General features: G+C 51.7%; 24 protein-coding genes and 2 pseudogenes. 13 read left to right on the forward strand and 13 right to left on the reverse strand.

Going from position 1 to position 21,843, the window contains the following annotated elements; genetic code table 11:
* Positions 1 to 121 precede the first annotated feature (121 nt).
* On the reverse strand, positions 122 to 319 hold the full coding sequence (locus tag GJ1_RS06065) for a hypothetical protein (protein WP_015731616.1): 198 nt from the start codon (positions 317 to 319) through the stop codon (positions 122 to 124).
* A gap of 65 nt (positions 320 to 384) precedes the next feature.
* Positions 385 to 546: a DUF1540 domain-containing protein gene (locus GJ1_RS17715; protein ID WP_083509960.1), complete on the reverse strand. Its 162-nt coding sequence runs from the start codon at positions 544 to 546 to the stop codon at positions 385 to 387.
* 175 nt (positions 547 to 721) lie between these two features.
* Between GJ1_RS17715 and GJ1_RS06070 the strand changes: the two genes are divergently transcribed.
* From GJ1_RS06070 to GJ1_RS06085, 4 genes are all read left to right on the forward strand, one after another.
* A complete protein-coding gene (locus GJ1_RS06070; RefSeq protein WP_066229858.1) occupies positions 722 to 1,012 on the forward strand; it encodes a DUF2325 domain-containing protein in 291 nt (96 codons plus the stop codon).
* A 16-nt stretch (positions 1,013 to 1,028) separates the two neighbouring features.
* Complete coding sequence (locus GJ1_RS06075; RefSeq protein WP_066229861.1) at positions 1,029 to 1,517, forward strand: hypothetical protein; 489 nt, start codon at positions 1,029 to 1,031, stop codon at positions 1,515 to 1,517.
* Positions 1,518 to 1,591: 74 nt separating this feature from the next.
* Entirely contained in the window at positions 1,592 to 3,670 is a 2,079-nt protein-coding gene (locus GJ1_RS06080) for a hypothetical protein (RefSeq protein WP_066229945.1), read from the forward strand.
* 95 nt (positions 3,671 to 3,765) lie between these two features.
* Positions 3,766 to 5,724, forward strand: a complete 1,959-nt coding sequence (locus GJ1_RS06085; RefSeq protein WP_066229948.1) for a beta-propeller fold lactonase family protein — start codon at positions 3,766 to 3,768, stop codon at positions 5,722 to 5,724.
* A 157-nt stretch (positions 5,725 to 5,881) separates the two neighbouring features.
* On the opposite strand, the gene GJ1_RS06090 is transcribed toward GJ1_RS06085, so the two are convergent.
* From GJ1_RS06090 to yidD, 3 genes are all read right to left on the reverse strand, one after another.
* A complete protein-coding gene (locus GJ1_RS06090) occupies positions 5,882 to 6,868 on the reverse strand; it encodes a metal ABC transporter substrate-binding protein (RefSeq protein ID WP_066229864.1) in 987 nt (328 codons plus the stop codon).
* A 78-nt stretch (positions 6,869 to 6,946) separates the two neighbouring features.
* Positions 6,947 to 8,131 carry a GTP-binding protein gene (locus GJ1_RS06095; RefSeq protein WP_066229867.1) on the reverse strand — a complete coding sequence of 395 codons (1,185 nt, stop codon included), beginning with the start codon at positions 8,129 to 8,131 and terminating at the stop codon, positions 6,947 to 6,949.
* A gap of 87 nt (positions 8,132 to 8,218) precedes the next feature.
* Positions 8,219 to 8,461: a membrane protein insertion efficiency factor YidD gene (gene yidD, locus GJ1_RS06100; protein ID WP_066229870.1), complete on the reverse strand. Its 243-nt coding sequence runs from the start codon at positions 8,459 to 8,461 to the stop codon at positions 8,219 to 8,221.
* A 182-nt stretch (positions 8,462 to 8,643) separates the two neighbouring features.
* On the opposite strand from yidD, the gene GJ1_RS06105 reads away from it, so the two are divergent.
* Positions 8,644 to 9,120: an S-ribosylhomocysteine lyase gene (locus GJ1_RS06105; protein WP_066229951.1), complete on the forward strand. Its 477-nt coding sequence runs from the start codon at positions 8,644 to 8,646 to the stop codon at positions 9,118 to 9,120.
* A gap of 24 nt (positions 9,121 to 9,144) precedes the next feature.
* Here the strand turns inward: GJ1_RS06105 and ytzI are convergent, their stop codons facing one another.
* On the reverse strand, positions 9,145 to 9,303 hold the full coding sequence (gene ytzI / locus GJ1_RS19005; protein WP_245629346.1) for a YtzI protein: 159 nt from the start codon (positions 9,301 to 9,303) through the stop codon (positions 9,145 to 9,147).
* Between the two features lie 154 nt (positions 9,304 to 9,457).
* Here ytzI and GJ1_RS06115 point away from each other — a divergent pair, with 154 nt between their 5' ends.
* From GJ1_RS06115 to ytkD, 4 genes are all read left to right on the forward strand, one after another.
* Positions 9,458 to 9,898: a Dps family protein gene (locus GJ1_RS06115; protein WP_066229873.1), complete on the forward strand. Its 441-nt coding sequence runs from the start codon at positions 9,458 to 9,460 to the stop codon at positions 9,896 to 9,898.
* Between the two features lie 196 nt (positions 9,899 to 10,094).
* A complete protein-coding gene (locus GJ1_RS06120) occupies positions 10,095 to 10,490 on the forward strand; it encodes a phage holin family protein (RefSeq protein ID WP_066229875.1) in 396 nt (131 codons plus the stop codon).
* 58 nt (positions 10,491 to 10,548) lie between these two features.
* On the forward strand, positions 10,549 to 10,881 hold the full coding sequence (locus GJ1_RS06125; protein WP_066229877.1) for a hydrolase: 333 nt from the start codon (positions 10,549 to 10,551) through the stop codon (positions 10,879 to 10,881).
* A gap of 58 nt (positions 10,882 to 10,939) precedes the next feature.
* On the forward strand, positions 10,940 to 11,407 hold the full coding sequence (gene ytkD, locus GJ1_RS06130; protein WP_066229880.1) for an RNA deprotection pyrophosphohydrolase: 468 nt from the start codon (positions 10,940 to 10,942) through the stop codon (positions 11,405 to 11,407).
* A gap of 180 nt (positions 11,408 to 11,587) precedes the next feature.
* On the opposite strand, the gene GJ1_RS06135 is transcribed toward ytkD, so the two are convergent.
* Genes GJ1_RS06135 through GJ1_RS06145 form a run of 3 tightly spaced genes read right to left on the reverse strand, consistent with a single transcriptional unit; the run spans position 11,588 to position 14,192 of the window.
* On the reverse strand, positions 11,588 to 12,397 hold the full coding sequence (locus tag GJ1_RS06135; RefSeq protein ID WP_066229883.1) for an ABC transporter permease: 810 nt from the start codon (positions 12,395 to 12,397) through the stop codon (positions 11,588 to 11,590).
* Positions 12,357 to 13,172 (reverse strand): ABC transporter ATP-binding protein, encoded by an 816-nt coding sequence (locus GJ1_RS06140; RefSeq protein WP_066229885.1) that lies wholly within the window; start codon positions 13,170 to 13,172, stop codon positions 12,357 to 12,359. Before GJ1_RS06140 ends, GJ1_RS06135 begins: the two co-directional genes overlap by 41 nt.
* Positions 13,173 to 13,190: 18 nt before the next feature.
* Positions 13,191 to 14,192, reverse strand: coding sequence for an ABC transporter substrate-binding protein (locus GJ1_RS06145; protein WP_066229887.1), 1,002 nt, complete (start codon positions 14,190 to 14,192; stop codon positions 13,191 to 13,193).
* A gap of 316 nt (positions 14,193 to 14,508) precedes the next feature.
* On the opposite strand from GJ1_RS06145, the gene GJ1_RS06150 reads away from it, so the two are divergent.
* From GJ1_RS06150 to GJ1_RS06160, 3 genes are all read left to right on the forward strand, one after another.
* Entirely contained in the window at positions 14,509 to 15,297 is a 789-nt protein-coding gene (locus tag GJ1_RS06150) for an alpha/beta hydrolase family protein (RefSeq protein ID WP_066229890.1), read from the forward strand.
* 67 nt (positions 15,298 to 15,364) lie between these two features.
* The gene (locus tag GJ1_RS06155; protein WP_066229893.1) at positions 15,365 to 15,607 is read left to right on the forward strand and encodes a DUF2584 domain-containing protein; all 243 of its coding nucleotides are present in this window, start codon (positions 15,365 to 15,367) and stop codon (positions 15,605 to 15,607) included.
* Positions 15,608 to 15,907: 300 nt separating this feature from the next.
* Complete coding sequence (locus tag GJ1_RS06160) at positions 15,908 to 16,864, forward strand: Rpn family recombination-promoting nuclease/putative transposase (protein WP_066229896.1); 957 nt, start codon at positions 15,908 to 15,910, stop codon at positions 16,862 to 16,864.
* Between the two features lie 302 nt (positions 16,865 to 17,166).
* Here the strand turns inward: GJ1_RS06160 and GJ1_RS19010 are convergent, their stop codons facing one another.
* The 4 genes and pseudogenes from GJ1_RS19010 to GJ1_RS19405 all read right to left on the reverse strand — a co-directional run.
* Positions 17,167 to 17,703: an MFS transporter gene (locus tag GJ1_RS19010; protein WP_245629347.1), complete on the reverse strand. Its 537-nt coding sequence runs from the start codon at positions 17,701 to 17,703 to the stop codon at positions 17,167 to 17,169.
* Positions 17,676 to 18,410 (reverse strand): MFS transporter, encoded by a 735-nt coding sequence (locus tag GJ1_RS19015; RefSeq protein WP_245629348.1) that lies wholly within the window; start codon positions 18,408 to 18,410, stop codon positions 17,676 to 17,678. The genes GJ1_RS19010 and GJ1_RS19015 overlap by 28 nt, the downstream gene beginning before the upstream one ends.
* Positions 18,411 to 18,868: 458 nt before the next feature.
* Positions 18,869 to 20,525: pseudogene (locus GJ1_RS06170) on the reverse strand (IS1634 family transposase); the annotation flags it as partial.
* A 99-nt stretch (positions 20,526 to 20,624) separates the two neighbouring features.
* Positions 20,625 to 20,801, reverse strand: a pseudogene (locus tag GJ1_RS19405) (IS3 family transposase); the annotation flags it as partial.
* A 304-nt stretch (positions 20,802 to 21,105) separates the two neighbouring features.
* Between GJ1_RS19405 and GJ1_RS06175 the strand changes: the two are divergent.
* Entirely contained in the window at positions 21,106 to 21,645 is a 540-nt protein-coding gene (locus GJ1_RS06175; RefSeq protein ID WP_066229898.1) for a hypothetical protein, read from the forward strand.
* Positions 21,646 to 21,843 lie beyond the last annotated feature (198 nt).

Here is a 21,843-nt window from a genome sequence, read left to right on the forward strand (position 1 = left end):
GCGGCCAAACCTCGTCCATCCACCCGAGTTCAGCCGCCGCGGCACCTGTCCTCTAATGGGTGGGCTGTCATCAAACTTCGTTTCTCGCTCAATATGGCGTTTGTTCCGGAGCGGATTGCCATCAAACGTCATCCATCCACCCGAGTTCAGCGGCCCGATGGGCGACGAGCCGTTCAATCTCAGGTGGGAGCTGATCAAACGAACCGAACTCATAATCCCACAAACGGGCGAAGGAGTCGATGCAAGCCGGGTATGTTCCTAAAGCGGCCCGCTTCATTTCCGTTTGCAGCGCTTGAATGAGGCTGGCGCGTTTGTCCATCGTCATCCCCCTCGAACGATGCAAGCGCCGCCCGGTCGGCCGGGCAGCGCCTCGTTGGTCTCGCATTATGCTTCATGGGCCGGAACAAACGTTTTGCAGTCTGTTTCTGTGGAATCGGACGCCATTTTCCCTGCATGGCTGACCACGTAAATGGCTTCAGCGCTGCAACGATTTCCTTCCGCCCAATAACGGCAGTTGCGAACTTCGCAAAGAACGTCTTTCGCCATGGTCATCCCCCTTGTCGTGATGAAATCGCCCGCACCTATAGTTTGGTACACGCAAAGGAATTTATGAGCGGAGGAACGGAAAAGTAGAAGTGAAAATATGTATCATTTTAATTGACATAGAAAATCATTCTCAATTAAAATAAAAAGAAAGAAGCGAGCAAAGGAGGCTTTCGTGATGGCATCTCTGCTTGTTGTCGGAGCCGATCATTTAGGCCATATTACCGATAAATTGGAGCGTTCCGGATTCCGGGAAATCATTCATCTTAACGGACGGAAAGTGAATATGGTGAAACGCGACATTCCGGAGCATGTCGACGCCATATTGGTCATGATCGATTACGTGAACCATAATTTGGCGAAGAAAGTGAAAGAGAAGGCGAAAAGCAAAGACAAGCCCATTTATTTTGCGAAACGGTCATGGAGCTCGATTCACGCCGTATTGGAGCAGCTGGAAAAACATGCGTGAACAAAGGAGGCGAGCCGTGATGCCGATCCATCACGAGACGTCGGACGTCTGGCCGTATGCGTTGCGCCGGTTTCTTCGCCGCGTCATTCAAGCGTATTGTGAAACTGCTCCTTCGCTCCGGTCGCCGCTTTGCTTGCTGCGGCTGATTGACATGCATCGTTCGCTCCTTCCTTTGTCAATGTTTCCGACGCCGCTGCATTACGGCCTTGTGTTGGCCAAGGTGACGGATCATTTACTGCAGTTTTTCGGTTCGATGGAAGAGGCGGCGTGCAAACCGCTGCTGCTTTCGGACGGCGGATGTGGCGAAGAAGCGGACCGGGAGTTGTACATCGTTTACCGCGACCGGGTTCGTGTGCTGCTATGGTGTGAGGAAGAGGAAGCGATTCGGCGCTGCAAAGAAACGGCGCCGTCCTTATGCCGCAAAGCAATCGGACGTTGTCCGAACGAACTGGAATGTTGTTTTTTATGGACGGGAGGCCGCTGCATTGAGTGGATTCCTGCTTGAACGAAGGGCATAGGCGGCGTATAATGAGTGTAGTGAGAATGAAAATCGTTATTTTTTGGGTGGAGGAGCAAGCAATGAAACGCATACCTTGGAAAGTGATGGCCACTTCGGCGGCGGCGTCGCTGCTTTTGGCGTCCGGCTGTTCCGCCGTCGGGGAGAAAGAGAACAAACGCTCATCGGAAGCGCCGCGGCTGCATGTGCCGGTGGCAGACGATCATTTTGATACGGCCGGCAATATGTTTGCCTATTCCGAGTTTGAACTGTCCGGCGAGCCGCTGGCGGAAGGGCTCGGGCTTGATTTGGACACCCTTGACGCGAGAAAGCCGGATCAACCGACCAAATTTGACTATACGGCCGGCATCGAGTCATACGAGTATTCCGAAGAAGCGATGTACGAAGTGACGGAAAAGTCAGGGCTCGGCCTTCATCTCATTCACGGCCCGATCGCCAAACAGCGGGCCGAACAGCTGCATAAGCCAGTCGATCAGGCGCTCGCCGATCGTTTTTATGAGCTTGCGGACAGCGTCGGCTATCCGCGCGACGAAATTTTCCGCAACATGTTTCCGACCTTCATCGAGTACGCCGGCGGTGATCCGCATTATGCGCAAAAAGTTGACACAGACGTGTACGCTGAAAATGACGATGGGACATACGTGCCGGTCTATCAAGTCGATTTCCAATCGCTTCGCTGGAATCGGGGGAAAATGGACAAAGTGCTCACGCCATCGGCATACGGCTGCGTCTTTTTGAAGCAGGCGCTTTGGGCCGGCGACTTTTTGGGCAATTTCCATCAAAAAGACAGCGATGAAGAGATCGAAGCGAAAACGCCAAGCGACGACCAAAGCGGGAAAATCGCTCTTGGCGTCAGCTCCGCCGACGGGATGCAAGGGATGATTTTGACCGAGCAAATGTGGAACAAGCTCGCGTTCATCCGCGATCATTTGTTTTATGACGCCAAGCGGCATGCGTTGACGAAAGCATCGGGCAGCCGCTACAACCCGAGCGGCGGCTTCGTTTATTTGCCGCACGCGGTGGAAGTGGCCGAAGGGGGAAGCGAGCTGGCGCCGGATGCGGCGAAGCTGGTCGTCAAAGATCCCCGCAGTTTGCTTGAGGACCAATGGCTCATGCTTTGGCCGGCGGCCGAGTTTTTCGGCATGACCGACCAACGTCCGGAAAACCAAAACCAAAACCCGGCGTTTTTGGCCGTGTTTGACGGAAACCCGTTCCCGAAAGCGGCAAAGGAAAATGTGGACGCCGATCCGTCCAACGACCGCGCTGCCGACGACCCGTATTCCGTCAACCGCGACGTGTTGCTGCAAGTGTTCCGCAACATCGATGCGATGCATTTCAACGAAAAAGTGGGCGCGTTTGTGACCGAACATGACGGCCAAACGCAAGGAAACCGGGTCGATGCGTTCCAAGCTGGCTACACGATGGAAGCGCTCCGCATTTTTGCGCGCGCCATCGATGGAATGCCGGTCGGCTATGCGAGCGGCGAGAGCGCCAAAGGACTTGGCACGCCGGAAGGAAAGCGGGCGCTCGAGCTCATCCGCCGGCAAGCGGACTTTATCTTGAAAAACTTGATGCGAAAAGACGGGCTTGTCGCCAACGGCTACACGATCGGCCAAGGGCCGGACCAAGACGAGCCGACGCTGCTCGCCCAGCTCGGTGCGATCCGCGGGCTGACCGCGGCGTTTTTGGCGACGAAAGACGAGGCATACCGCGATGCAGCGCGCCGCGTGTATGAGGCGATGGACCGCCATTTTTGGGATGAAAAATGGCACGTGTACCACACAGGAACGCAGCAGGACGAGTACACGCCATGGCTTGCCGGCGCTTTGTCGGGGGTATTCCGCATTGCGTTGCAAAACTTGAACAACGACCAAGCGGACGAGACGGCGAAAGCCCTTGAACGCGAAACGATCATTTCCCGCTACGTCGATTTTTACGACCGGATCATCGACGGGCCGACGCTTCCAGAAGGGATGCAGGCGAGCGAGTTTTGGGATACGGGCGACGTCTACATGAAAGGAAAAAAATTGGGCAACAACGACCGCGACCATGTGCCGCAAGTGCAGGCGGCCGGCGGCCCGTACGGCGTCGCGCCGGTGCTGCGGACGGTCAAGGTCAACGTTGGATCCAGCAACAAATAACCAAAAGAAAGCGGCGAATACGATTGAGATTCGCCGTTTTTCTTTGTAAAATTGAGGATGGTTATCATTTTCGTGAAAAAAACGGGGGAATTGATATGCGAAAATGGTGGTACGCCGTGGCGATCGCCACGCTGTTGGCCGGCTGTCAAGACGAAAGGGCATGGCAGGAGCGGCCGAAAGTGGTCAGACACGCCCCGGCGCACGGCGACAACATCGCCATCAGCGCCGACGGGCGCTATGTCTACACCGCCAACATTGACGTCGATACGGTGACGATCGTCAACACGAAAACGAAGAAAACGGAAGCAGAAATTCCCGTCGGCCGCGAACCGCGCCAGCTGGCGCTCAGCCCGGATGGACGGACGCTGTATGTTTCCTGCATGCACGATGATGAAGTGGACGTCGTGTCGCTTGACAAGCGGAAAGTCGTCGACCGTTGGGAAACTGGAATCGAGCCGTTTGGCATCGTCACAAGCCCAAACGGGGCGGAAGTGTATGTCGCCAACTACCGCTCGGGCACGGTCTCGGTGTTTGACGCTGAGAGCGGAAAACGGCTCAAAGACATCAAGGCGGGCGATCGGCCGCGGGCATTGGCGCTGACCGCCGATGGCAAGAAGCTGTACGTGACGCAATATTTGGCGGCCAAAGTGACGGTGATTGACACAGAGAAGCGGCGGGCGGTCAAGGAAATCGCCCTTGCTCCGTCGCCGGACAAACCGGACCGGAAAAAAAGCCAAGGCATCCCGAATACGCTCGAGCAAATTGTCATTGCTCCAGACGGAAAGAAGGCGTACATTCCGCACTTATTGACGAACGTCGATACGCCGATCCAGTTTGAGGAAACGGTATTTCCGGCCATTTCCGTCCTCGACACAACGAAAGAGGCGGAGCGGATCGACGAGCGGAAAGAGCTGTTTGCCGCGATCAATGTCACCGATGTCCATAACGAGACGATCATCGTCTCGAATCCGTACGATGTGGCGTTTTCCCCGGACGGCGGCAAAGCGTACGCGGTTATGTCCGGAAGCGAGGACCTCGTCGTCTTTGACTTGCGCCGCGGCGGCAAGGCGACGCAAATTTTGCGCCGCATTCGCGGGAACAACCCGCGCGGCATCGCGATTTCGCCGGATGGCAAAACGCTTTACGTCCACAACGCCATGAGCCATGACCTCGCCGTGATCGACACCGGCGGGAAAAGCCCGTATGCGAAAGCGAAGCAGGAGAACGGCACGATCCGCCTCATTGCGAAAGATTCGCTCTCCCCGCTCGTGCGCGAAGGAAAAACGATCTTTTACAGCGCCAACAGCGACGAGTTTGCCATCAACATCACGGGGAACAACTGGATGAGCTGCGCTTCGTGCCATAGCGACGGCGACATCAATGGCTTGACGCTCATGACGGCGAAAGGGCCGCGCAACGTGCCGAGCAACATTTTGGCGACAAAAACCGGGCTGTTTATGTGGGACGGCTCGCGCGACGATTTCACCGACTACATTCATACCGTGCAAGGCGAGATGGGCGGCATGACGACGATTGACCCGTCCAAGCCGCTGCCGCCAAAAGTGCAGCATATGTATGATGCGCTGTTCGCCTACTTGAACGACCCACGCTCCTTCCCCGTGCCGAAAAGCCCGTACCGAAACGCTGACGGCAGCTTGACGGCGGAGGCGAAGGAAGGGGAGCGGCTGTTTAACGGGAAAGGGAATTGCTTAAGCTGCCATGGGGGCGAGTATTTCACCGACAGCGTCAAAGCGGTCGGGCCGGATGGAAAATTGACGACCGCCAATACCGCCTACTTGCACGATATCGGCACGGCCAACCCGAAGGACCGCCCCTCCAAAGGCGACGCCCGCGCCCATTTTGCCAACCCGCGGACGCCAAAGCAGTGGGATGCGCCGACGTTGCGCGGCGTATGGGCGACAGCCCCGTATTTGCACGACGGCAGCGCGAAAACGATCGAGGAAGCGATCCGGCGCCATCGGACGAAAGAAGTGCAAACGTTGACGCCGGGAGAAATCGCGGCGATCGCCGCCTATGTCCGCTCGCTGCAATAAATCGTGATAGGAAAATGAGAGGGTTTCGTTCAGCGACACAGGCATAAAGAAAGGCGCCCCATGCGTGTTTGGGCGCCTTTTCCTTATTTTGGGGAAAGGTGGTGTGGAAGGGAAAAGAAACCGCCTGCCCCGATCAAAAGAGGCAGGCGGCTGTCTTTCAATGCAGTGCTTTTTGCAGCACGCGGAGATTTTCAGTCATAAGAGCAAAGTAATCTTTGTCGGCTTTTCGATCTTCATCGGTCAGCGATTCCAAGTTATGCAGACGGAGCGGCTTGGCGCCGATTTCGTTCTGAATCACTTCCGCCGTTTTGGGATGGACATTTTGTTCGAAAATGACATAGCGGATGTGATGCTGTTTCGCCGTTTCGATGAGCTGAGCCAGCTCTTTTTGTGATGGTTCGTTGCTCGGAGAAAGCCCGGAAACGCTCAGCTGTTTGATTCCGTAGCGGTCTTCCCAATATCCGTAGGCTTGATGGGAAACGAGTATCTCTTTTCTGGGAGCTTTCTCGATGGTGGAACGAAATTGCCCGTCAAGGCGCTCGAGTTTTATCTTTAACGTTTCAAAGTTTTGCATAAACAGGTCTTTTTTTTCAGGTTTCAGTTCAATCAGCAAATCGCGAATGTTCTCGGCGATCGCAATGGAGCGGATCGGGTCAAGCCATACATGGGGATCGTGGTCTCCGTGTTCATGACCATGTTCTTCCTCATGTCCTTCTCCCTGTTCGTCTTTGTGCCCTTCCCCATGCGCATGCTCCTCTTCATGGTTCGATTCAAGCAGTTCGATGCCGTTTGTTGCAACGAGAAATTGGACATGTTCATTTTTTAATGTTTCCCTCAGTTTTTCGGCGAACGGTTCCATCCCGTGGCCGATGTAAATGAAGGCATCCGCATCGGCAATCTGCTGCACCGTTTTGGTTGTCGGTTCGAACGTATGGGCTTCCACTCCCGGTGGGTAAACGCTTTTGACGTTCACGGCGTCGCCGCCGATTTTTTTCGTAAAGTCTTCAAGCGGATAGACGGTTGTATAAATGATTAACTGATCTTTCGATGTTTGGGTCTCTTTTGCCTCTGGCTTCGATTGACAGCCATATAGCAAGGCGCTCGTCGCCAAGAGGAAAGACAAAATGATGGACGTTGCTCTCATGTTGAACTCCTTTCTTGAAAACTATGTTCGCTTTTATTATATCGTAATCATTACGATTTGAAAATGATCGATCACCGCTTAGGCCGAAGGAATCAATGAAGGGAATGGATTGGGGAACAGCGTCCAATCTTCCTTCATCTCTTCATCGGTCAGCAAGCATTGGTCCAGCGAGCGTTCGATGTCATCCGCGTTCATCTTGATGCCAATCAACACGAGTTCGGTCAAGCGGTCGCCGTAGGTGTCATCCCACTTTTCCCGCCATGTTTCCTCTTCTTGCAACAGCTGTTTGATGTCCTCTTCTGGATAGGAAGCCATCCATCGTCCCGCTGCTTGGATGGAGATCGATGTCCCTGCTTGTGATAGAAGAACGCACATGTCATTCCAAGAGGCAAGCCAAAGAAAGCCTTTGGCGCGCACCACTTCTGTTGGCCAATGTTCAAGCCAATTCATCAAACGTTCCGGATGAAACGGCCGCTTTCTTCGATAAACAAAGGAAGAGATGCCGTATTGTTCAGTCTCGGGTGTGTGCTCTTCATTCAGCTCTTTGATCCAGCCGGCTGATTGGCTCGCTTTTTCAAAATCAAATAAGTGGGTGTTTAAAATGGAATCGAGCGGCACTTGGCCGAAAGTTGCCGGGATGATGACGGCTTCCGGATTCAGCTTTTGAAGCACGGTTTGTAATTTTTGCGCTTCCTCCGCCGATACAAGATCGATTTTATTGACGATAATGACATTGGCGAATTCGATTTGTTCAATGAGCAAATCCGCAATTTCGCGGCTGTCCGTTTCATCGACGGCCTGTTGGCGGTCAAGCAAGGTTTCGCCCGAGGAAAAATCCGTCCAAAAACGGTTGGCGTCCACAACCGTCACCATGGTGTCTAAGCGGCATTTTTTCGACAGGTCAATTCCCAGTTCTTCGTCTAAATAAGTAAAGGTTTGAGCGACGGGAATCGGCTCGCTAATTCCGGAAGATTCAATGACAATATAGTCGATCTCCCCGTTTTCGACGAGCTGATCGACCGCTTTGATTAAATCCTCCCGCAAGGTGCAGCAAATACAGCCATTTTGAATTTGGATGAGCTTTTCTTCGGTGCGGAAAAAGCCGTTTTGCCGAATGAGTTCGGCATCCATATTGATTTCGCTCATATCGTTGACAATGACGGCGATTTTTTTTCCTTCCCGATTGTGCAAGATATGATGAAGCAAGGTCGTTTTCCCTGATCCTAAATAACCGCTTAATACCGTGACAGGAATTTTGTTCATCTATAGCCCCTCCATTTTGAAAATAGTAATCATTACGATTTAACACGATCCATCATACAAAAAAATAAAGCCCAAGGCAAGAGTTTTTTAGTTATTTTTTCTTTTCAGATGTTGGATCGGTTCAGGGACAGGGTCAAACCCGCCCGGGTGAAACGGGTGGCATTTCAAAATCCGCTTGATCGTCAGCCATCCCCCTTTTATGGCGCCAAACCGCCGGATCGCTTCGATGCCATAGTTCGAGCAAGTCGGATAAAAGCGGCATGTCGGCGGTTTGAGCGGAGAGAGAAACCGCTGGTAAACGCGGATGAGCACGATGAGCAGTTTGGCCATTTGAAACCATCCCTTTCTGTGTCTATCTTTAGAATAGAACAATGGCTTCCGCGATTCAAGAAAAGACGGGCAGCTTCGTTCCGGGCGGCGGGGAGGCAACGGCGCTGCAGGCAAAAAAGGTGCGGGACAGGCGCCGTTTTGGTTATGATAAAAACGAGAACAAATGGCTAGGAGTGATTCACATGCCTTCACCGGTGGAAAGCTTTGAGCTGGACCATTGCGCGGTCAAAGCGCCGTATGTGCGGCATTGCGGCGTCCACCAAGTCGGCAGCGACGGCGTCGTCAATAAGTTTGACATTCGCTTTTGCCAGCCGAACAAAGAAGCGATGGACCCCGCCGCCATTCATACGCTCGAACATTTGTTGGCGTATACGCTGCGCCAACATGCGGCGAAATATGATCATTTCGACATTATCGACATCTCGCCGATGGGCTGCCAGACTGGGTTTTACCTTGTGGTGAGCGGTTCGCCGACCGTTGATGAGATCATCGATCTGCTCGAAGAAGCGATGAAGGAGGCGCTGACCGCAACCGAAGTGCCGGCGGCAACCGAGCGGCAATGCGGCCAGGCGAAGCTGCACGACTTGGAGGCGGCCAAAAAGCTTATGCGTTTTTGGCTTTCGCAAGAGAAACAAGAGTTGAAAAAGGTGTTTGGCTGATGAACAAGCCGGCCCAGGGCCGCTCTACTGCGGCTGATTCGGGCCGGCTTGTTGTTCGCTGCCGCGCTCTTCCGGGAGCGGATCGACCGTATGCTTGTGCGCGTACGCTTTCGAAGTCGTCGCGACCGCTAAAGCGAGAACGGCGGCGGCAATAATGAGGCAAATAATTAATGTCCAGTACATAACTATGCCCGCCTTTTTTCTTTTCATTATACCATATCCCGCAGGCCGGGCGTTCATATTTCCGGCAAAATGGGGGAAGCTATCCATCGGCAGGTTTCCCATGTTTCATCAACAAGCAGGCTGGGTACAAGAACCATGAGGGAGGAGTGAGACGATGACAAACCGACTGATCGATCTCGTCAACAAACAAATCGCCAACTGGACCGTTTTGTACGTGAAATTGCACAACTACCATTGGTATGTCACCGGTCCGCAATTTTTCACGCTGCACGAGAAGTTTGAGCAGCTGTACAATGAAGCGGCCGTTCATATTGATGCCCTCGCTGAGCGGCTGTTGGCGCTCGGCGGCAAGCCGGTGGCGACGATGAAAGACTGCCTTGAGCAGGCGTCCGTCAAAGAAGCGACCGGAACGGAAACGGCGGAACAAATGGTCGCCGCGATTGTCGGCGACTTTGAAACGATGATCGGCGAATTGAAAGAAGGCATGAAGCTGGCGGATGAAGTTGGCGATGAAACGACGGGCGACATGCTCCTTGGCATTCATCGCAGCTTGGAAAAACACGTCTGGATGCTGAAATCGTTCCTAGGGCGTTGACCAAGCTTGATCCATCGCCTTGAAAGCGGAATGCTTCCCGGCCGATTGACGGCAAAGAGAAAGGCTGTCCTCGACAGTTGGGGGCGGCCTTTTTCTTTGTCGAAAAAGGGCGATTTTTTAGGGAATGCGCCGCATCACACGCCCTCCCACGGGCATACGATAGTTACGCGTATCCTATGTTCAAGGAGGGGGGAGCGTGAACAAGCCGATCCCGATGGTTGCCGTGTCGCTGTTCGGTTCGTTTCTGTCGCTGTTTGTCGGCAGCGTGGACTCATTTGTCGTCATTTTGCTTGCTTTGGTCATTGTCGACTACCTCACTGGCATTGCCGCCAGCGCGGTCGAAGGCAAGCTGTCAAGCCAGGTCGGCTTTCGCGGCATCATCCGCAAATTGTTGATTTTCGTTCTCGTGGCGGCGTCGCATCTCGTCGATTTGGCCATTGGATGGAACATGCATTTAATCCGCGATGCGATCGTTTTTTTCTATATCACCAATGAGTTTATCTCCATCGTCGAAAACGCCGGCCGAGCGGGCGTCCCGATTCCGTCCTTGCTCCGCAAGGCGATCGAGCTGTTGAAAGATGAAATAAAATAAGCATATTTTTCCCGGATTGCCCCACACTAAGCAAAAAGAGCAAAAGGAGTGGACGAAGGTGGCAGACGAACGAAAAAAGACGTATTACGTCTCGATGGCAACCGGGGAAATCTCGCAGCTGAAGACGGCATCGCCTTGGGATTTTGAGATTCAAGCGACTGACCGGGAAATCGCCCAGCTGCGCGAGTATTTCGACCAAAACTATTCGACCGACTGGCAGGCGTTTTGGCGCGCCCATGTGCCATACATCCAATACCATTATGATCGGGAAAATGACGCTTACGACCGGACGCTGACGAAAATTTATGAAATGATTTATCGCCTTGGCAACGAGGAAGCAAAGGCGCACATCCGCTCGCTCGGCATCCTTCCTGACGAAAAAGAAGAGTAAACGCCGCGAGTCGAGCGGCGTTTTTCTGTATAATGGGGAGAGGAAAGGGGGGAGTCCGATGCATGAATTTCGCGATTACTACGGACATCGCGTTCGGCTGGCTTTTGCGGACCACCCGTTTTCCACCTCCCCCGGGCATGTATGGGTCATTTGCCGTTATGGCGGGCGATGGCTGTTGACGGATCATCCGCGCCGCGGCCTTGAGTTTCCCGGCGGCAAGGTGGAAAGCGGGGAAACAGCGGAGGAAGCCGCGGCCCGCGAAGTGATGGAAGAAACAGGGGGCGTCATCCGCCTGCTCGAATATATCGGTCAATATGAAGTGGAGCCGGATATCGTGAAAAACATTTATTTTGCCGACATCGCTGCGCTCATCGAGCGGGAGTCGTATGAGGAGACGAACGGCCCGGTGCTGCTTGAGGCGCTGCCGGATGACATCCGCGCCGACCATCGGTTCAGCTACATCATGAAAGACGATGTCCTTTCGCTCTCGCTTGCTGAATTGAAACAGCGCGGGCTGATCGATTGAAAAGGGGGAGCGCAGATCAGCGACGGCTCTCAAACGATGGTTTCCCAAAAGGGCTGAATACATGGAAAAACATTCGACTTCACGGCTCCCAAAGGTGTTTTTCAAAAAAGCGGCGGATGCCGGCTCATCCGGGCGGCGCCAATGAAATGAGACGCCCGTCAACATTCGGAGGGCGTCTCGCTAGCGGCGGCTTCCCCATTTTTTCTCGATCAAGGCGACAAGCTGATACATCACGGTCGACAGCAAGGCGACAATGAGCAGGCTCATCAAGACGAGCGTGAAGTTGAACACTTGGAAGCCGTAAATGATCAAATACCCGAGCCCTTGTTTCGAGACGAGAAACTCGCCGGTGATGACGCCGACCCAAGCGAGGCCGACATTCACTTTCAACGTCGAAATGATCGTTGGGAACGATGCCGGCAGCACCGCCTCTTTAAAGCATTGGCAGCGGGTGGCGCCGAACGTCCGCAATACTTTCAAATAGTTCGGATCGACCTCTTGGAACGCCGAATAGACGACGATCGTCGTGATGATGATCGAAATGACGACGCCCATGGCGATGATGGACGTAAATCCTGGTCCGAGGGCGACGATCAAAATCGGCCCGAGGGCGACTTTCGGCATGGCGTTGAAGACGACTAAATACGGGTCGAGCGTCTTTGCCAGACGCGGAAACCACCAAAGCAAGGCGCCGAGGAGCGCCCCGCCGATGGTGCCGATGAAAAAGCCGAGCAGCGTTTCAAACAGCGTCGCCCATGTGTGGGCGAGCAAAGAATGATCGCTCATTTTTTCGACAAACAGCTTGGCGATGGCGGATGGAGAGCTAAACAAAAGCGGGTCGACCCATTGGAAGCGGCTTGACGCTTCCCAGACGGCGAAAAAGGCGACAAGCAGCGCGGCTTGCCAAAGGCGGATGACCCGCTGTTCTTTGCGCAGCGCGGCGAGATATTCATTGTGCAGCGCCTGGATACGTCGATGGATCGGATTCAAGGGCCTCCATCTCCTTCCAAATGGATTGAAAGAGCGCAGAAAACGCTGGATGCTGACGGGCGGCAAGCGGCGGGCGGCCTCGCAGGTCGTCCGGGATGACGAACGTCTTCGCCAGGCGTCCGGGGCGCGGCGAAAATAAGAAAATGCGGTCGCTCATGGCGATGGCTTCTTCGATGTCATGAGTGACGAGCACCGCTGTTTTTTCATACTGTTTTAACGTCTTCCAAACGAGCTCTTCCAGTTTCAGCTTCGTCTGCTGGTCAAGGGCGGAAAACGGTTCATCAAGCAAAAGCAGTTTCGGATCGGTCGCCAACGTGCGCACGAGCGCCGCGCGCTGGCGCATGCCGCCGGACAGCTGGCTCGGGTAATACGACTCGACGCCGGCCAGGCCGATCTCCGCCAGCAGAGCGAGCGCCCGTTCTTTGGTTTGGGCAGTTAGCGTTCTAGTCATTTTTAAGCCGAGAAGGATGTTTTCTTCAATCGTTTTCCATGGAAACAAGCAGTCTTGCTGAAGCATGTAGCCGACCGCGCGGCGCGCCGCTGGAGCGTCCGTTCCGTTCGGCCAAAGCGGTCGGCCTTCCATGCGGACCGATCCTTCCGTCGGTTCAATCAGCCCCGCGATGATCGACAAAAGCGTCGTTTTGCCGCAGCCGCTTGGGCCGAGAAAGGAGACAAATTCTCCTTTCTCGACGGAGAGCGACACGTCATCGAGCGCGGTGACGGCCGTCGTTTTCGTAAAATACGTGTGCGAAAGGCGGTCGATCGAAAGAAACATGATGTTCACCCGCTTTCGTCAATCGTTCATCGCTTTTTTGGCAAACGACGAATCGACAAGCGTGTTCAAGTCGATGTGCTTCGGCAGCTCGCCGGCTTCGGCCATAATGCTTTGCAAGTTGTTCCATTCTTCTTCATCCAAAATCGGATCGGTCGCGTAGGTGCCTTGGCTTTTGTAGCGATCGACCACTTTTTCGATGAGGGTCAAATCGGTGTCTTTAAAATACGGCTGAATGGCTTTGGCGATCTCCGCGGCGCTGTGCGATGCGACCCATTGCTGCGCTTTGTAGATGGCGCGCGTGAACTTTTCCATCACGTCTTTGTGTTCGTTCATATAGCTTCGTTTCGCCATATACGACGTGTACGGCACGCGTCCGGATTCGGTGCCGAACGAAGCGACGATGTAGCCTTTCCCTTCTTGTTCGAAAACGCTCGCGGTCGGCTCAAACAGCTGGACGAAATCGCCGGTGCCGCTCGCAAAGGCGTTCGGGATGTTGGCAAACTCGACGTTCTGGATCAACTTCAAGTCTTGGTGCGGATCGATGCCGTGCTTTTTCAACACAAATTCGCCGACCATTTGCGGCATGCCGCCTTTCCGTTGGCCGAGGAACGTGCTTCCTTTCAACATCTCCCATGTAAAGTGGCCGATTTTTTTGCGGGAGACGAGGAACGTTCCGTCCGTTTGCGTCAGTTGGGCGAAGTTGATGACCGGGTCGTTTGTTCCTTGGCTGTAGACGTAAATCGACGTCTCCGAGCCGACAAGGGCGATGTCCGCGCCGCCGGAAAGCAGCGTCGTCATCGTTTTGTCTCCGCCCCATGTCGTCGTCAGTTCGACATCCAGCCCCTCTTCTTTAAAGAAGCCTTTTGCCAGGGCGACGTACTGCGGAGCGTAAAAAATCGAGCGTGTCACCTCGGCGAGCCGCACTTTTTGGAGCGGTTCGTTCCCGCCGCTGTTGTTGTTGCAGGCCGCCAGCGGCAAAAACAGAAGAAGCGAACAAAGCCAGATCGCCCATTTTTTCATTTTCTTGAACCCCCTTTGGCTTGTGGGCCATTCATATTGGTCTCACCCTATCGTATGCACTCGGCAAAAATGTGTGAATGCCTAGAAAAAATGGGCGGTCGGCCGGAAACGGGCGGACCATGCGGGAATTTTTTCAACTGACGGCCGTGAACGGTGCGGGAAAGCCAAACATGTCGGTTGGCGGAACGGGGGACAAGCTTCATCCGTCCTGGCGGCTGCGGCACGGGAGCTTGATGAGCCATGTCGCAAAAAAGAGGACGGCGCAGCGGCAAGAATCTTTGGAGCCCAATTGTTCTCACAGAAAGGAGGCGGGAGGATGGACGGGGACATCATCGGCCAATACCGGTTTCCGTCGCCGCATCCGGACATTGACGTATTTTTCGTTGCCTATATGGCGCAAGGACTGAAAGTGAAAGGGTTTTTCGCCGCGCCGAAGAGAAAAGGCGTGTATGACGGGTTTTTGTATTTGCGCGGCGGGATCAAAAACGTCGGACAAGTGCGGGTGCCGCGCCTCATTGAATTTGCTTCACACGGATTTGTTGTCTTCGCCCCGCTGTATCGCGGAAATGGGGGCGGGGAAGGAAACGAAGATTTTGCCGGTGAAGACCGATATGATGCGGTGGCTGGTTTTCAGCTGCTTTGCCGCCATCCGCTTGTCCACCCCGGGCGTGTCCACGTGTTCGGCTTCTCGCGCGGCGGGGCGATGGCGCTTCACACTGCCCTGATGGCCGAGCGGGTCTGTTCGGTGGCGGTCTGGGGAGGGATGGCTGATGTGGAACTCACGTATTGGGAGCGGCCTGATTTGCGGCGGATGATGAAGCGGGTCATCGGCGGGACGCCGAACAAATATCCGGAGCGCTACCGCTGCCGGACGCCGCTCTATCATCTGGAACGACTCAAGGCCCCTGTGCTCATCATCCACGGCGAGCGGGATGAAAACGTGTCGATTGAGCACGCCTATCGGCTTGAGCGGCGGCTCAAGCAGCTTGGCAAACCGGTGACAGCATGGTACTTCCGTGAGCTCACCCATTATTTTCCTCCGAAAGCCAATCGGGAGACGGTGCAACGGCTTGCGGAATGGATGAAACAACAGCCGACGGTGTGATACGATACCATTAGAGAGGCGGCGTGCGCCGCCAACGAACCGATGGGTTGCCAAGGAGGTTGGAACGATGGGCATGCCGATGGAACTGCAGACGGTCATTGTGACAAAAGGAAAGGAGCGGCGCGTTCAAGGCAATTTGTTTGTGCTTGAAAAAGAAGGCTACCGCTTGTATCCGCTTGACGTGCCGCTTGAAGTGCGCCGGACGGTGCAAAGCGAAGCGAGCGGCGCCGCGGTCGTGAGAAAGCTCGAATGGGAAGACAACCGGACGACGGTGACGTATGAGCTCGTCAGCCTGTATTCGACGAATTGAACAGAAGGCGATGGGGGCTGCACAAAACGCGAGCGGCCGAATAAGCGCTGAATGGGTCCATCCGGCAGGAGCGCAAACGGAAGAACGGTTTGCGCTCTTTGTTTTGGTTTTTGCCGTCTATTTTAACCTGTGGCGTCAGGACGACTCAGACAAGCATAAAAATAGCCTTTGCTTGAGGATTTCCTGTAGAATGGGAAGCAACATTTGATAATACCATAGAAAAAGTAGGGGGAAGAGAAGGAGTTTGGTTGCGGAGAGCGAATATAATACGACGAATTCAATGTCGCAAGGAGGGGAAACGTGGCCAAACAGCGAATCGATCATGACCGGTTGTTCAAGGAGTTGCTGTCGACGTTTTTTGAAGAGTTTTTGCTTCTCTTTTTTCCCGACGTGTACGAGCAAATCGACGTTCATCACCTCTCCTTCCTCTCAGAAGAAGTGTTTACCGACATCACGGCCGGGGAGAAGCACCGTGTGGACTTGTTGGTAGAAACAAAGTTAAAAGGGGAAGACGGACTGATCATCGTTCACGTGGAGCATCAAAGCTACACGCAACGGACCTTCCCCGAGCGAATGTTCATCTACTTCAGCCGCTTGTTTCAAAAACACCGCCGCCGCATTCTTCCGATCGCCATCTTCAGCTATGACGAACACCACGATGAACCTTCCTCATTGATCATCCAGTTTCCGTTCCTGACGGTTCTCGATTTTCGTTTTCTGACGGTGGAATTGCGCAAACTGCCGTGGCGCGAGTACATCCGCCATGACAATCCGGTTGCCGCCGCCTTGTTAAGCAAAATGGGGTATAATGAAAGCGAGAAGGTGGAAGTGAAAAAGGAGTTTTTGCGCATGCTCGTCCGCCTCGAGCTGGATGAGGCGAAACAGCGGCTGTTGTTTGGTTTTTTTGAAACGTATTTGCCGTTATCCGAAGAGGAGGAAATCCAACTGCGAAACGAGGTGAGCCAAATGGAGACGAAGGAAGCGAAACAAGTGATGGAGCTCATCATCTCGTATGAACAGCGGGGAATCGAGAAGGGAATCCGAGAAGGAATCAAACAAGGAATAGAACAGGGGATCAAGCAAGGAATGAAGCAAGGAATGAAGCAAGGAGTGGAACAAGGACGCAAAAAAGGGATCGAGGAAGGAAAAACCGACATCGCGAAGAGAATGCTGGCGAAAGGGTATGATGTCCAAACGATCCACGAACTGACCGGGTTGCCGGTTGAGAAGATCGAAAAGATGAAGAAGCAGAAATAGAAAGAGTCTCCAGAGTTTAAGCGAACATTGTCGTCGACCCCCAATCGTGCCAAAACCCCGGGGGATCGACGACAATCATTTTATGCGTTCGAGCCTTACAGCCATCGAGGGTAAAGTCTATTGACAGAATTTGTCGGTGACGTTCACCGTCCCGATTGGCGTTTTTATCCTACCTATAAGGGAATGAAATTTGAAAAGGCAGGAGCGCAAACAACCCTTCGGTTTGCGCTCTGCCATATGATTAAGCAAGACTGATTCCTTTGTTTTGCTCTGAAATAAAGCGATCATTTACAAGAAGGAGGTCACAAAATAGTCCCAGTGATTTCTCCTTTTTGGCTCTCCTTATCACTCCAGATTTTCCGCTGACGGTAGCTGATCCAACCGCTGATGAAAAAGCAGAAGACAGACAAATAAAATGAAAAACGAATACCGTAAACATCGGCTATAAAGCTCATTAACAATGTGGAAATTCCGAATGTTACGGAACTAATGACTCCCTGCACGGCAAAAACATGAGGCAGAGCGTCCATCCGGGCATTTTTTTGAAGAATCGTCTGAAGACAGATCAGCTTCCATTGTTCGATGATCCCGTACAGGGCGGAATACATAAGCGCCAGCGCACCGTGCGTCGTTGTACCAAACAAAAGCGTTACAACAGCGATACAAAACGGGCCAAACAATACAAAAAATTGCTGATTTTTTTCAACCGATTGACTAAACTTAACGCTTAACAATCCCCCTATCACCATGCCGCCAAAGAAAACAGAGTTAATATATCCCCACCATTCCTCTCCTAAATGTAATTGTTCTTTCACATAAAAAGGATGGCCGAAATCCAAACACCATTTCCTATTCCTTCAAAAAATGACATTACGCTGATGGATTTAGCGTGCACATTTCTCCAAGTGTATTCCCATCCTAGACTGATCGAAAGGAGAAATTTCTTTAAGCCTTTACCCTGAGCAACCTTCTCCTTTGCGCGTTCTTGTATATGCAAAAGAAACATGAGAATGCTCGAGGCGACATAGAACAATAAGGTGATATTGATTAAAAGGAACGGGGATCCTAAACTGACAATCAAACTCCCGATCGGCCATGCGCTAAGTTTGATGAATTGGTCTAACGTGTTTAAAAAACTGTTGGCTTTCAAGATTTCCTCCTTGGAAACTATAAAAGGAACGAGGGAGTTTTTAATCGGATTATTGATCCCGTCTAAAAAAGCGATCAATGATACAAAAACGTAAACGATCGCAATGTGATGTTCCGCACCCCATTGCAAAAACAGCGAGAGAAAAAGCAGAAGAAATGTTTTACACAGTTGTCCGTAGGACAATAACGTTTTTAGTTTATATTTTTCGAAAAATATCGGTGCGACGATTCCACTAATAAATAACGACAATGTAACGAAAAAAGGGACTAATGCGGCAGCCATGGCTTTCGATGTCAAATGATATAGGTAAGAGACAACGGAAACAATGTAGAACACATCTCCGAAATTCGCGAAAGATTGTCCGATCCAAAGGAAGTGAAATGTTTTATTTTTCATGACCTCAATCCTCTCTTTGATCATCGAAACGACTGGTGATGGAATAGTCAAAATGAGCCAAAAATCAGATCTTCAGTCTTTGATGAAACTGGCTTTTTGCCACGCCCCAAAACGATGGAGCGAAGGAAAACGGGTTGATTTTCAACAATCTCCTAAAGGTAAATGGATATACTGAAGCAATGGAAGCCTCCCCCTTATTCTGTTTAGAGCTCACATTTCGCACCCCAGTAGTGCAGAAACAAAGGATTTTTTATTCATTTTTTTAAAATATATAAGTTGAAATTTTGTTTTACATCCAGCTTACTACCTTCCACGTTATATCATATCAGCTCGTATTGAGATAAAAGCGGAAGCGAAAAATCGGAAATTCTTTATTGCAACTTATATATTTTTTGAGCCAACACAACAAGCGATGGCAATCCTTTTTTTACCATCGCTGGTCGTTCCGTATGACGTTGCACGTAAATGCTCTCATCCAGCCCTAACCCCTGCAGAATCCTTCGCTGTTCAGGGGTGAGTGAGCGATCCAGTGAGCGTTGGATGTGCCCATCCGGCAGCTCCAACAGGACGACGTTCACATATTGAAACAGCTGAAAAATCGCCTGCCCCGTCGGTCGAGTCAGCTTGCGGCCTCCAGCGCCCTTTAACGGGCATTCCGGTGTGATGAACTGACGCACCCGGCGCTGGAAGACGCGGTAAATGGCCAATGCGAGGAGAAACAAATAGCCCAACACCGCCACTCGTTCCGGTTTTTTCACGTAAATCTCGTCCGTAAAGAACGGATCTTGCAGGAAGGAGAAGTTCATTTCCACCAAGATCTGCCCTTTATACAGCTTCAAGATCTCTTTCGCGTCCATTCGTCGGTCCTTCCATTCCTCCGGCACCGTCGTGACGAGAACAAACCGGGACGCTTTCCGTCTCGCCTGTTCCCACGCGTCTTGGTCGAATTCCACGCTCAGGCGAAGGGTGTACAGCGTCTCCATCTCGGGTTCCGCCCCTTTTTTCGGCCGTCCGCGCCGTTTTTTCGGACGCACGATCTTTTCGACCGCGGCCTCGACCCGATGAAACCGGGGGCGAAGGGACGCCTTGAGGGACGCCAAGGCTTGTTCGGCGTCTTCGCGGCACGAGAATGGCTGACGCTCCCAACGCTCTTGTTCCTCGCGAAGAAGCTCCGCTTCTTTGACCCGTTCTTTTTCGAGCGTCTTTCCTCTCCGTTGGTCGAGGGCACTCGATTCGACGACGACCAGCCGAACCGGATGTCCTTCATACGTCGAGGCCGTTTCCCATACCCGGTGCGTGGCGCCGTTTCTCTCCGCCAAGGCAAAAGGTTCGCTCCACGGGATGTGAGGCGAATCGGCCTCGGCCCATGCTCGTTTCACGATCCGGAGCGACGAAGGGCCTCTAGTGATCAAAAAGGCGTTCGCCGCTTTCGTTTGCGCCAGCGTGTCCTTCGTCATCGCGGCGGAATCCGCCACATAAATCCATTCGTCCTCGATCTTCGCTTGCTTCAGCTGCTCATGGACACGGGACAGCACCTCGGGATTCCACGTTTTGTCCGGCAGGTTGCCGTCGTGCACATCTCCATAAAAAGGAACGCCATCCTCGTTGCCGATCAGTCCGAAGCCGATCTGCTTTTGCCAATGGTGTTGCCGGTTGCAGCCATGGGCAATATGCAGGGTATCCGGCGAGGCCGATTCATACGCGCCGTAAACCGATACATCGGTCGTATCGGCATGGAACACCCGAAGGGGGATGCCTTCCTCCTTGTAGATCTGCACAAGGCAAGCCGAAATGACTTGATGGATGTTGGCATCATACAGGCGATCCAGATGGCGGGCGATGGCATCGTCATTGAACCAAGAAGGCTGGAGCCCCGGCCGGATCAGCTTGGGCAAATCGATTTCATGCGCCCATCGTTCCAAATGAACCAGCGCTTGACGGCCGCTCAAGATATCCAGGATGAGCAGCCAGACCACATCGCTGGCTCGGGTTTGGCATTGGGGATCCACCGGAACCAGCCGGTCAATCAGCTGGGGGGAGGCCAAGATCCTTGAAGATGGCGCTTATTATATTCAAATAGGAACTTTCATAAATAGCACGAATTCGAACGTCCATGGTGTGGAAACTCCTTGCATTCCTTGTGTACCAAGGACCTATTCGACATCGGGATGAAAAAATCCTCCCGATTTTCATCGGGAGGGTGCGAAATGTGAGATAAAAATACTCAATGTATTCAAAAATCCGTTGTTTCGCTTCTTTCCTTGTCGTAAAGGTTTCGTGGAAAATAAGTTCTTTTTTAATGATGCTGTAAAACGATTCTGCACATGTGCTGTCATAACAGTTTCCCCTTTGAATCATGCTCGTCTGGATTCCGTATTGCCTCAACATAGATTATACTTTTGTGCGGTTACCCTACCCCTTCAAGATAAGCCCTAACTGCAGCTAATTTAGTTTCTAAACTGTATTTAGTCATATAAAAACTGCACCTCCAATGGTTAGTTGTGTCTAACAATTTGGGTGCAGTTCATGATAGGTCATCATTTACCAGAAAAAAGTAGGAACCCTATACAGTTGATAAAGCAAGGCTTCGCAAAGAGATAAATTAGAATCGCAACAAAAATTTTACACATAAGGAGTTTATCAAGATGAAAAAATATGGTATAATTTATAAAAAATATTCAAAAGAGGTGATAAGATGAAAAAAATTATTTTCTTTTTAATTTTATCATTACTCTGGGTTGCTCCTTTCGCAGCATTGGCAAAAGATAATCAAGATATTACAGGAGCAATTAACAAAGAATTCAAAAAAACTCTTACCTATTATAAGGATAATTCCGCTGAAATACTCGATAGCCTAACAACTTCTGCCGAAGTCACTGAAGGAGATACAAAACAAACAAAAAACGTTAAAGTAGTATTGGCAGAAGGAAAAGAAGTTAGAGACAGCATTTTTTATTTTGATGCAAAACAGATATACTATTATGATTTAGATGATCAGAAACTTGTCGATTCTGCATCAGTCACAAAGAATGCTCAAATAAAAAATTTTGTGAAAAAACATGAAGATGAAATCGGAAAACAGATAAATCCTTTTTCATTTGCCATTTTTATGATCGCACTTTTTATCACTATTATTGTTCCCCCTGTTTTCGGAACCTTATTCAATAAAAACTCTTCGTCTTTGTCATATAGATTGCAATTTGAACGAGCTGATGCTGGAATATCCCGAAATTAAGCTAAAATAAATGAGGGTGTCCCAAAGGGATCGGGACACCCTTTCTTATTACCGTATATAGGTATAAAACAATCATTAAGAAACAATATGTTGTGCTTTGTTTAAGGGGAATTGCCCTTTTGGGTCAGCCCCATTTATTTTTATGTTGAAGAAGAGATTCTCTTTTTTATGTTGAAGAAAAGATCTCTACATTTTTAA

The sequence above is a fragment of the Geobacillus jurassicus NBRC 107829 genome (genome assembly GCF_001544315.1).
Classification (GTDB): Bacteria; Bacillota; Bacilli; order Bacillales; family Anoxybacillaceae; genus Geobacillus; species Geobacillus jurassicus.

Coding starts and splice junctions, on each gene's coding strand:
- GJ1_RS06115 (WP_066229873.1), top strand. CDS start 9,458: ATGACAAACCGACTGATCGATCTCGTCAACAAACAAATCGCCAACTGG.
- yidD (WP_066229870.1), bottom strand. CDS start 8,461: ATGGCCAAACTGCTCATCGTGCTCATCCGCGTTTACCAGCGGTTTCTC.
- GJ1_RS06090 (WP_066229864.1), bottom strand. CDS start 6,868: ATGAGAGCAACGTCCATCATTTTGTCTTTCCTCTTGGCGACGAGCGCC.
- GJ1_RS06105 (WP_066229951.1), top strand. CDS start 8,644: ATGCCTTCACCGGTGGAAAGCTTTGAGCTGGACCATTGCGCGGTCAAA.
- GJ1_RS06140 (WP_066229885.1), bottom strand. CDS start 13,172: ATGTTTCTTTCGATCGACCGCCTTTCGCACACGTATTTTACGAAAACG.
- GJ1_RS17715 (WP_083509960.1), bottom strand. CDS start 546: ATGGCGAAAGACGTTCTTTGCGAAGTTCGCAACTGCCGTTATTGGGCG.
- GJ1_RS06070 (WP_066229858.1), top strand. CDS start 722: ATGGCATCTCTGCTTGTTGTCGGAGCCGATCATTTAGGCCATATTACC.
- GJ1_RS19015 (WP_245629348.1), bottom strand. CDS start 18,410: ATGAAAAATAAAACATTTCACTTCCTTTGGATCGGACAATCTTTCGCG.
- ytkD (WP_066229880.1), top strand. CDS start 10,940: ATGCATGAATTTCGCGATTACTACGGACATCGCGTTCGGCTGGCTTTT.
- ytzI (WP_245629346.1), bottom strand. CDS start 9,303: ATGTACTGGACATTAATTATTTGCCTCATTATTGCCGCCGCCGTTCTC.
- GJ1_RS06085 (WP_066229948.1), top strand. CDS start 3,766: ATGCGAAAATGGTGGTACGCCGTGGCGATCGCCACGCTGTTGGCCGGC.
- GJ1_RS06145 (WP_066229887.1), bottom strand. CDS start 14,192: ATGAAAAAATGGGCGATCTGGCTTTGTTCGCTTCTTCTGTTTTTGCCG.
- GJ1_RS06155 (WP_066229893.1), top strand. CDS start 15,365: ATGGGCATGCCGATGGAACTGCAGACGGTCATTGTGACAAAAGGAAAG.
- GJ1_RS06095 (WP_066229867.1), bottom strand. CDS start 8,131: ATGAACAAAATTCCTGTCACGGTATTAAGCGGTTATTTAGGATCAGGG.
- GJ1_RS06175 (WP_066229898.1), top strand. CDS start 21,106: ATGAAAAAAATTATTTTCTTTTTAATTTTATCATTACTCTGGGTTGCT.
- GJ1_RS06080 (WP_066229945.1), top strand. CDS start 1,592: ATGAAACGCATACCTTGGAAAGTGATGGCCACTTCGGCGGCGGCGTCG.
- GJ1_RS06065 (WP_015731616.1), bottom strand. CDS start 319: ATGGACAAACGCGCCAGCCTCATTCAAGCGCTGCAAACGGAAATGAAG.
- GJ1_RS06150 (WP_066229890.1), top strand. CDS start 14,509: ATGGACGGGGACATCATCGGCCAATACCGGTTTCCGTCGCCGCATCCG.